Origin of the sequence: Dolichospermum circinale AWQC131C (assembly GCF_000426905.1) — a bacterium.
Taxonomy (GTDB): domain Bacteria; phylum Cyanobacteriota; class Cyanobacteriia; order Cyanobacteriales; family Nostocaceae; genus Dolichospermum; species Dolichospermum circinale.
In genome coordinates, this window is the sequence record NZ_KE384642.1 from 145,967 (window position 1) to 153,212 (window position 7,246).

Annotated in this window: 4 protein-coding genes; 3 read left to right on the top strand and 1 reads right to left on the bottom strand. The window is 40.2% G+C overall.

From position 1 onward, the window contains the following. The first annotated feature begins 273 nt into the window (after window positions 1–273). Entirely contained in the window at window positions 274–2,364 is a 2,091-nt protein-coding gene (locus ACIR131C_RS0118845) for an SPFH domain-containing protein (RefSeq protein WP_028091441.1), read from the top strand. Between the two features lie 181 nt (window positions 2,365–2,545). Here ACIR131C_RS0118845 and ACIR131C_RS0118850 read toward each other — a convergent pair whose 3' ends face one another. Then, window positions 2,546–3,196, bottom strand: coding sequence for a Uma2 family endonuclease (locus tag ACIR131C_RS0118850; protein ID WP_028091442.1), 651 nt, complete (start codon window positions 3,194–3,196; stop codon window positions 2,546–2,548). 252 nt (window positions 3,197–3,448) lie between these two features. Between ACIR131C_RS0118850 and glyS the strand changes: the two genes are divergently transcribed. After that, entirely contained in the window at window positions 3,449–5,623 is a 2,175-nt protein-coding gene (gene glyS, locus ACIR131C_RS0118860) for a glycine--tRNA ligase subunit beta (RefSeq protein WP_028091443.1), read from the top strand. Between the two features lie 80 nt (window positions 5,624–5,703). Beyond that, window positions 5,704–7,083 (top strand): UDP-N-acetylmuramoyl-L-alanine--D-glutamate ligase, encoded by a 1,380-nt coding sequence (gene murD, locus ACIR131C_RS0118865; RefSeq protein WP_028091444.1) that lies wholly within the window; start codon window positions 5,704–5,706, stop codon window positions 7,081–7,083. Window positions 7,084–7,246: the final 163 nt, after the last annotated feature.

Here is a 7,246-nt window from a genome sequence, read left to right on the forward strand (position 1 = left end):
TAGCCATAATAGATACCCCTTTTGGAACTTGTGATTTTGAAAAGAGTTAAAGTAATGTTACGATTGAGTCTGGCTTTAATCCCGTTTTTATTCTACCACTAACTTCCCAAAATACTTACATCAATAAAATAAGTTTTGTAAAAATCAGCTTATAACCCCTTCTTAAACGGATGAATCAATCTGGTAAAAAATTTAGATAGGATTTAAGGAAACAGGCTGATTCATAGTGAAGTCACAAATTAGATAATTATTTCCCCAATGAGGTACACATATATGAAAAGCTTTCCATTTTCCCTGGGTAAGAGTAAGTACAATAAATCTGTGACATTGGCTACATCTGCGATCGCTGCCCTATCTTTAGTAGGTGGTGTTAATGCTGCCAATGCCACTACCGGAGAAACACTAACAGGAAAAGAAATAACCTCTGTATCAATATCAACCAAAACTGGTCAAACTCAGCCCGTAATTACTCAGTCTGTAACCCGGCAAATTCCTTATCAAACGATGGGAATTGAACCTTTGATCATTTTTCCCGTGATTATTATTGGTAGTTGTATTTTCTTCGGTGGACTGGTAGTTATCGGTGAGCGAGAGGTGGGCATTGTTGTCAGAAAATTTACCTTCTCTGGTAAAGTATTACCCCCTAATAGATTAATCGCTTTAAATGGTGAAGCTGGTTTACAAGCAGATACCCTGGCCCCTGGTTGGCACTGGGGTTATTGGCCTTGGCAGTATGCTGTCAAAAAAGAGCCGGTAATCATTGTCCCCCAAGGAGAAATCGCTCTGGTTGTCGCCGCTGATGGGGCTTCTAACCCTCCAGAGCGGATTTTGGGCAAAATTGTCGAATGTGATAATTTTCAAGATGCTCGCAAATTTTTGACCAAAGGTGGCGAAAAAGGACGACAAATTGCTTTTATTACCGCTGGTACTTACCGTATTAACACTGCTTTGTTTAAAGTTATTACGACAGCCAATGCCACTACTCATGGTATGCGTCCAGAACAATTGCGTATTTATGAAGTAGCAGCAGACAAAGTTGGTATTGTCACCACGTTAGATGGTTCACCAATTGCAGCAGGTGAAATTGCTGGACGTTTGATTGGTGGCCATGATAACTTCCAAAATGGTCAAAAATTTATTGATGCTGGGGGACAGCGTGGTTTACAAGAACAGGTATTATTATCGGGTTCGTGGAATCTCAACCCTTGGTTGGTAAATATCGAACAAGTACCGATGACGGAAATTCCCATTGGTTATGTCGGTGTGGTGATTTCTTTTGTCGGTGAAGATCAGGAAGATGTCAGTGGTGCGGCTTTTACTCACGGAAACTTAGTCAATCAAGGACATAAGGGGGTTTGGGTTGAACCATTGTATCCAGGAAAACACCCCCTCAATACTAAGGTGATGAAAGTTGAGTTAGTACCGACGACGAATATCGTTTTAAACTTTACTGACAGAATTGTGGGACAGCACGGATATGATACTAATTTGAAGGCGTTAAAACTGCTGTCATTTGATGGTTTTAGCTTTGATTTAGAGATATTTCAAATTATCCACATTGGGGCTTCAGACGCGCCAAAAGTGATTTCTCGCTTAGGTTCGATGCAAAATGTCATTGACCAAGTTTTACGTCCCATTGTGGGCAATTATTTCCGTAATTCCGCTCAAGAATATACCATTTTGGATTTCTTAATTGCCCGTAGCGAGCGCCAAATAGAAGCTTCTGAATACGTTAAATCTGCTTTGCGTGCCTATGATGTGCAAGCTGTGGATTCTTTAATTGGTTTAATTACGCCCCCGGAAGAATTAATGCACACTTTGACAGAACGGAAAATCGCAGAGGAACAACGTAAAACTTACGAAGTGCAGCAAATGGCCGAAACCCAACGACAAATGTTGGTCAGGGAAACAGCATTAGCTGATATTCAGCAAGATTTGGTACAATCAGAACAAGGTGTGACAATAGCCCAATTGCAAGCTAACGCCCAAATTCAGCAAGCAACCGGTGAAGCGGAAGCCATTAAACTGAAAGCTGTCGCGGAGGCTGAAGGTATTCGCGCCACAGGTAACGCTAAAGCGGAAACCTACCTCGCCGGTGTAGAAGCTTTAGGAAAACAAGGTTATACGGCGATGCAGTTAATGCAAATTATAGGCGATCGCAATGTCCGTATTATCCCTGACATTACGGTAAGTAGCAGCAATGGTCATGGTAATAGTAACAGTTTAGTAGATGGTTTACTCTCAATGATTCTCTGGAATCAAACAGGACAAGCACAGGCGGAAACAAAGGTATCTAAATCACCATCTCTTCCCAATCCCATTATTCTTAAACCTGAACCAGTGAATCACAACAGTCAGATATAGGTTTAATTTAACTTTACTGCGATAAACCTCACCCCAACTCCTCTCCAGGACGGAGAGGGGTATTTTACAAACTTAAAATGTACTGGATTGAATTTGTCTAATTATAGCGGGCAAGACTTGTACTGAGCTTGTCGAAGTATGCCCGCACCACAAGATTTAGCCATATTAATTCGCTATGCTGTCATTTCTGTGTGAGTTCTATTTTTGATTTTTGTAACCAAGCACGAAAGGAACGAATCATAGAAATTTCGCCTATTTCCAGACTTTGTGCTAAAAAGTGGGGAATTTCTGTAGTTAGGGGTAAATTAGCAAAGGTGGGAGAAACGTCACAGGGAATATAAACACCATTACTGAGTTGATAAATCTGCATTACCGGATGATCATAACGCCAAACTTCGGGAACACCTAAAGCCAAATAAATCGGTAATCTATCCAGGGAAGCGCTAGTATAATCAACTTCTATAATTAAATCTGGTGGAGGATCTTGAGTCAAATCTAGAGTTTGTTTATTTCGCATTATCGCTTCATTTTGGATGTAAAAACTAGAATCTGGTTCTACACCTTTGGCTAAATCTTGACGTTTACAAGTCACTGAACCGGTACTTTTAATATTAAGATTAAGTTCCTCTGCTAAATTATCAATGAGCTTTTCTATCAGTCTTTTATTATGTTCATGAGGCATTAAAGGAGTCATAATTTCTAGTGTTCCCTGGTTGTAGGCTAGACGAGTAGCGCGATGATTGCCCATTTCTGTTAAAATGGTTTCAAAAGTGTGCCAAGAAATATTAGCGAGTATAGCGCGGTGGGAGTGAGCGGGTGCTATGGTTAGCATGAGACTTCACCTCGTATTTTTTACTAGGATATCATTATTTATTAATTTGTAAATAATGTATCCAAGTTTCAAGATTTCTTCTAAAGACAAAGATTGCTATTACCAATTACCAATTACCAATTACCTATTACCAATTACCAATTACCAATTACCAATTACCTATTACCTATTACCTATTACCTATTACCGGTTATGGCATACAATATTGGAATTGACTAATATTCAGCCCCGTCAAGTTAAAAACAGTATCTTATGCCAGCATTTTTATTAGAGGTCGGTACAGAAGAATTACCCGCCGGTTTTTTGAGTGATGCTATTGTACAATGGAAATCGCGCATTCCCCACAGCCTAGCAACTCATAATCTCCCCGACGCTGTGGTTGAAGTCTATGGAACACCGCGACGGTTAGCGGTTCTCATTACCGGTTTACCCTCCCAACAAGCAGACAGAGAAGAGGAAATCAAAGGACCCCCCGCACAAGCAGCTTTTAAAGATGGACAACCCACTAAAGCCGCCATTGGTTTTGCCAGTAAGCAAGGTGTAGATATTTCTGCTTTAGAAATTCGTCCCACGGAAAAAGGGGATTTTGTCTTTGTGAATAAGCAAATTCCCGGTCGTCCCATTGCGGATATTTTAACCGAACTTGTCCCCCAATGGGTCTGGAACTTGGAAGGCAAGCGGTTAATGCGCTGGGGACATGGTGACGGCCGATTTTCCCGGCCAATTCGGTGGTTAGTGACATTATTAGATGGGAATATCTTACCATTACAATTAGAAAATGGGGCAAAAATTGTCAAAAGCAATCGCATTTCTCGCACCCATAGAGTATTACACCCCGAACCTGTTAGTATTTCCCACGCTACAGAATATGTCAAAACATTGGCTTCTGGTTTTGTAAATGTCCCCCCAGAAAACCGAGGAGAAATCATCACAAATCAAGTTAAAGCAGCGGCGGAAAAATTAGGCGGATATACCCCAATTTACCCAGAATTATTAGCGGAAGTTGTCAATTTAGTGGAATATCCCACAGCAGTTATCGGACAATTTGAGGAGGAATTTCTCAAGTTACCAAAAGAAGTAATTACCGAGGTTATGGTCAGTCACCAGCGGTATTTTCCAGTTTTCAAAAATGCAGAATGTCAGGAATTATTGCCCAATTTTATCACCATTAGTAATGGAGATCCTGCCAAATCTGATATTATTGCTGTGGGGAATGCGAGGGTAATTCGCGCCAGGTTAGCAGACGGCAGATTTTTCTATGAAGCTGATTTATCTAAACCTTTAGAAAGCTTTTTACCTCAATTAGAAAAAGTTACATTCCAAGAAGATTTAGGTTCTGTTCGTGCCAAAGTAAATCGAGTCATGGACATTGCAGGAATGATTGTATATCAACTGACAAAAGCTAACTTTATTGAAAAAACAGACTTCCCTGATACAATCAATAACGTATTACGGGCTGCATTACTCTGTAAAGCCGATTTAGTGACGCAAATGGTCTATGAATTTCCAGAATTACAGGGAATCATGGGCGAAAAATACGCCTTAGCTAGTGGTGAAGACCCAGAAGTGGCAAAAGCGATTTTTGAGCATTATTTACCCAGAAATGCTGATGATATTTTCCCTCAAACTCTTACTGGTCAAATTGTCGGTTTAGCTGATAGATTAGATACTTTAGTTAGTATCTTTGGTTTAGGTTTAATTCCTACAGGTTCTTCCGATCCTTTTGCTTTACGTCGCGCTGCTAATGCCATAATTAATATTACCTGGTTGGCAAATTTACCGATAAATTTACAAAGTTTATTAGAGTATACAGCAAGAAATTTTGCCGTTGATTTTCGTAAAGATAGAATGGGACTAATTAAAACTTTGCGAGAATTTTTCTTCCAAAGAATACGCACTTTATTACAAGATGAAAAACAGATAGATTATGATTTGGTAAATGCGGTTTTAGGAGAAAATGATCTTGAATATACAGAACGTGCATTAGTAGATTTATTAGATGTCCGCGATCGCGCCATCTATTTACAAAAAATCCGTCAAGATGGTACATTAGATAAAATCTACGAAACTGTCAACCGTTCTACCCGGTTAGCAGCCCAGGGAAATCTAGACTTGGAAACCCTAGAACCACAAACCTTAATTAACCCCGAACTATTCCAGAAAAAATCCGAATCTGCATTTTACAACGCCTTGGTTGAGTTAGTTCCCCAAACCCAAGCAGCACAGAAAAACCGAGATTATCAACTGTTAGTAACCGCACTGACAAAAATCGCTCCTACCGTGGGTACATTTTTTGATGGTGAAGACAGCGTTTTAGTCATGGACCCAAATCCCGATATTAAGCAAAATCGCTTAAATTTGCTGGGATTATTGCGAAATCATGGTCGCGTTCTAGCAGATTTTGGTGCAATAGTTAAAAATTTGTAGTCAAAAGCAACAAAAATTTGTTAAATTGTTGCCAATTAACGCTACTATAGTAGAGCTTAACCAGGGATGATACACGGTCAATGCCAGAAGCGTTAATTATTGGATTAGGAAAGTCCGGTGTTGCTGCGGCAAGATTGTTGAAACAGGAAGGCTGGGAGGTAGAACTTTATGACAGTAGCACCTCCCCAACCCTCCTCAAACAACAACAGGAACTCGCCAGCGAACACATTACCGTTAAATTAAAAACCACACCAGAATTTACCAATTCTGATTTATCCAAGTTAATAATTGTCAGTCCCGGAGTTCCTTGGGATATTCCTATTTTAGCCCAAGCGCGAGAACTGGGAATGGAAACTATCGGCGAAATGGAACTAGCTTGGCGACATTTACAAGATATCCCCTGGGTAGGAATTACTGGTACAAATGGTAAAACCACTACCACAGCCTTAATTGCGGCTATTTTCCAAACGGCAGGATTAAACGCTCCCGCCTGTGGTAATATCGGCTATGCTGCTTGTGAGGTAGCAATCCAAAGTCTCAAATCTCAAATCCAAAATCGCCCTGATTGGATAATTGGCGAAATTAGCAGTTATCAAATCGAATCTTCTGTAACTTTAGCACCTCGCATTGGCATTTGGACAACTTTCACACCAGATCATTTAGCCCGTCACAAAACATTAGAAAATTACTATCATATCAAGGCCAAATTATTACACAATTCCCAGTTACAAATATTTAATGGTGATGATCTTTACTTGCGTCAATTAGGATTAAATCATTGGCCTCAGGCCTATTGGACAAGCGTTAAGGGTGAAGAATTTCTGATTGGTGAAAAAGGCTTTTATATAGAAAATGGCTGGGTAATGGAAAAAATCACCGCTACACCCCAAGCCATTGTCGAGGTATCTGCATTGCGAATGGTAGGGGAACATAACCAGCAAAATCTGCTCATGTCCGTCGCCGCTGCTAGATTAGCAGGTATAGATATTACCGCCATTTCCCAAGCTGTCCGTGAATTTCCTGGTGTTCCCCATCGCTTAGAACATATCTGCAATTGGCAAGGAGTTGATTTTATTAACGATAGTAAAGCCACTAATTACGACGCAGCGGCGGTAGGTTTAGCATCTGTGCAAAGCCCCACTATTTTAATCGCTGGTGGAGAAGCTAAAGCGGGAGATGATACCGCCTGGTTGGCACAAATTAAAGCTAAAGCCGCCGCTGTCTTACTTATAGGTAACGCAGCACTGGCATTTTCTAAACGTCTGCAAGAAGTGGGATATAGTAATTATCACATAGTCGAAACCATGGAAAACGCCGTGTCCTTATCTGGGGAACTAGCGAAAAAACATCAAGCTTCAGTAGTATTACTATCTCCCGCTTGCGCTAGTTTTGATCAGTATCCTAACTTTGAAATGCGCGGTGAAGACTTTCGCCAATTGTGTAACAAGTATCTAATCTAAGTTGCTGGTTGGAGAAATTGTCTGAATCAGGATGTCCAGGATTTAAGCATTAACAGGATGTTTTTTAACAGTATCATGTTTTGATTTTTGATTGTCTATCTTTATCTGTGTTTATCTGTGTTTATCTGCGTTCCATTAATTTGGTATTACTGTTAATTTTTTT

Coding starts and splice junctions, on each gene's coding strand:
- ACIR131C_RS0118850 (WP_028091442.1), bottom strand. CDS start 3,196: ATGCTAACCATAGCACCCGCTCACTCCCACCGCGCTATACTCGCTAAT.
- ACIR131C_RS0118845 (WP_028091441.1), top strand. CDS start 274: ATGAAAAGCTTTCCATTTTCCCTGGGTAAGAGTAAGTACAATAAATCT.
- murD (WP_028091444.1), top strand. CDS start 5,704: ATGCCAGAAGCGTTAATTATTGGATTAGGAAAGTCCGGTGTTGCTGCG.
- glyS (WP_028091443.1), top strand. CDS start 3,449: ATGCCAGCATTTTTATTAGAGGTCGGTACAGAAGAATTACCCGCCGGT.